The sequence below is a fragment of the Pyrobaculum sp. genome (assembly GCF_049971835.1).
GTDB lineage: Archaea > Thermoproteota > Thermoprotei > Thermoproteales > Thermoproteaceae > Pyrobaculum.
The window spans coordinates 1-2,162 of record NZ_JBMFKV010000270.1 but is presented as its reverse complement, the minus strand read 5'-3'; the positions used below and the strand labels follow the sequence as shown (position 1 = coordinate 2,162).

Annotated in this window: 1 protein-coding gene; it reads left to right on the top strand. The window is 52.7% G+C overall.

Features of this window, described 5'->3' with window-relative positions:
* The first annotated feature begins 551 nt into the window (after positions 1–551).
* A complete protein-coding gene (locus tag ACP5J3_RS13540) occupies positions 552–1,958 on the top strand; it encodes a DNA-processing protein DprA (protein WP_428496169.1) in 1,407 nt (468 codons plus the stop codon).
* The last annotated feature ends 204 nt before the right edge of the window (positions 1,959–2,162 follow it).

The following is a 2,162-nucleotide window of genomic DNA, read 5'->3' as shown; positions in this document are numbered from 1 at the left end:
GTGCTGTAGGGGTAGAAATATCTAGTGTTGATCTAATCCTCAGTTTGTGGGGCTTTTGCCATGGGGAGTAAACCTGGGCTCAAAATCCGGCGTCTCCATCAATTCCTCCCCGGTCTCAGTAGGCGGCCTGGCCCTTTATAAGTCGAATGTACCTTATTTTCGGTTTTCTCTCTCCTAGAGTTTTTATACGTGGAGAAGATATGAATGTCCCTACTACTACTGTCTGTGGTTTGGCTGATCGCCAGGTGGAGCGGCGTGGTGAGTCTTTTAATCTGCTTTAGATTGCTGGAGTGGGTGTATGCCAGCGGTAGCTAGGTGTTTCTGGGGTTTTCTCCACTTGGGGGGATCAGATCTTGTGTCGTTCTACTGATTGGATAAGGGGGGAGCGTTATCTGCCGTGTGAGGTGTCGTCTGCTGGGCTTCCCTACGTTGATGATTTTGTTGCTCTCTGCTTCTACTACCCTAAGGAGGCTGGTTTTGAGAACCAAGCATCCCGTGATATTCTGAAACTTAAGAGATCTGCACAAGTTGCTAAAAGGCTGGGAGTAGCTATGGCGTTTGTAGTAGAGAGTAGGTGGTCGAGCGAGTTAAACAGCGCAGTTGTTGTACCAATGCCCAAGCATCTAAACGAAAAGAAGGGTTATAACCAGGCGCTTGAGCTTGCCAGAGTTGTCGTAAATAGCTTAACTCAACGCGGATATCGCATAAAACTTGAAAAAGACGTTGTAGGGAAGAAGTCGCCAATATCTTCTACTGAAATTAGAAATGCTTGTGGAGAAAATTTTGATTGTGCTTTGAGGCGCCACGATGAGAACTTGGTGGTGCTTAAACAGCTGGATAGGCCTGTGGCGATTATTATCGACGACGTTAGGACTACGGGCGCCTCTGTGGCGGCGTTGGCTAAAAAGCTGAGAGAGGCGGGGGCCCGGAGGGTATACGCTGCAGTCATCTCACGCGATGCTGTAATAAAGGACGTAGGTATGTGTATCGTGAAAGAGATATATGAGGTTCATGATTATTATGACGACAATTATCCTTATACTCTGGACGAGCTGGCTGAGATATACAGCGCGGCCATACACTGGCGGAGGGAGTGGGGTCCCATAAGGAGTCTAGCCGCTAAACTGAAGGACGGAGCTGAGCTTGTAGGCTTACTTAGACAGCTTCCTTCATTTAGCCTTGCTCAGCAAAAGGCCGCGGAGCTGAGGGGCTCGCTGGAGTTGGCCATTAGGCTGGGGGCTGTGCCGCTTCCCATGGGGTGGAGCGAGTACCCAAAGCTCCTCATGGAATACGGCCGCGGCGTGGTGGACCCACCATTGTTAATTTTTCGTATGGGGAGGCCTCTCAACTTCGTCGAGTGGCCTGTGGCTGTGGTGGGGACCAGAGATCCCACTGAAAGCGGGCTCAAGGCGGCGGCGGAGGTGGGCCGCCTCTTAGCTAAGAGGGGCGTGCCGGTGGTGACGGGTTTAGCCAGGGGCGTCGACAGGGCGGCGGTAAAGGGCGCGCGCTCAGCCGGCGGCTGGGTCATAGGCGTGTGGCCAGCGCTGTGGAAGAGGGTGCTGAAGTCCACCGAGCCGCGCCGAACGCATATAGTGCTGTACCGCGAGATTTCGTATTTTCTCAAAAGAGACGACTCAACTGCGGTGGCTGAGTACGCCTTTAGTGACGACGCTAGGCGAGGCTTCGACCAGATGCTGGCCGCGAGAAATAGGATAATTTCGGGTATGTCGAGAGCTGTAATCATCCCGGAGTCTAGGTACAGAGAGAGGAGCTGGGGCACCAAGTACCAGGTGAAATACGGCATTAAAGCCGGCAGACTCGTAATAGTAATGAGGCCCAGCACAGACGCAGATGACGTCTGGCGCGCCTTTAAGTTCTTCATAGACGAGGGGGCGGTGGAGGCCAAGGATCCCGAAGAAGCGGTAGAAATTGCACTCGGCGCAAACCCCCACGAGTAGATAACCTGCTCCGTTAGATAGAACTAGTAAGCAGACGTGCCTCCGCTTTGACGGAAGTTGTTTCCATTATTATGAAAGGAATATTCTTCCCCTTGGCTGAGTTAGGCTACCTCAAGGTAGCGATCTTGGCACCCCCCCCCCCCACTAACCACGAATGTGTCGTATACCAGCTGAGGAGGGGGCTCCATTCACCTCCTCTGGGAG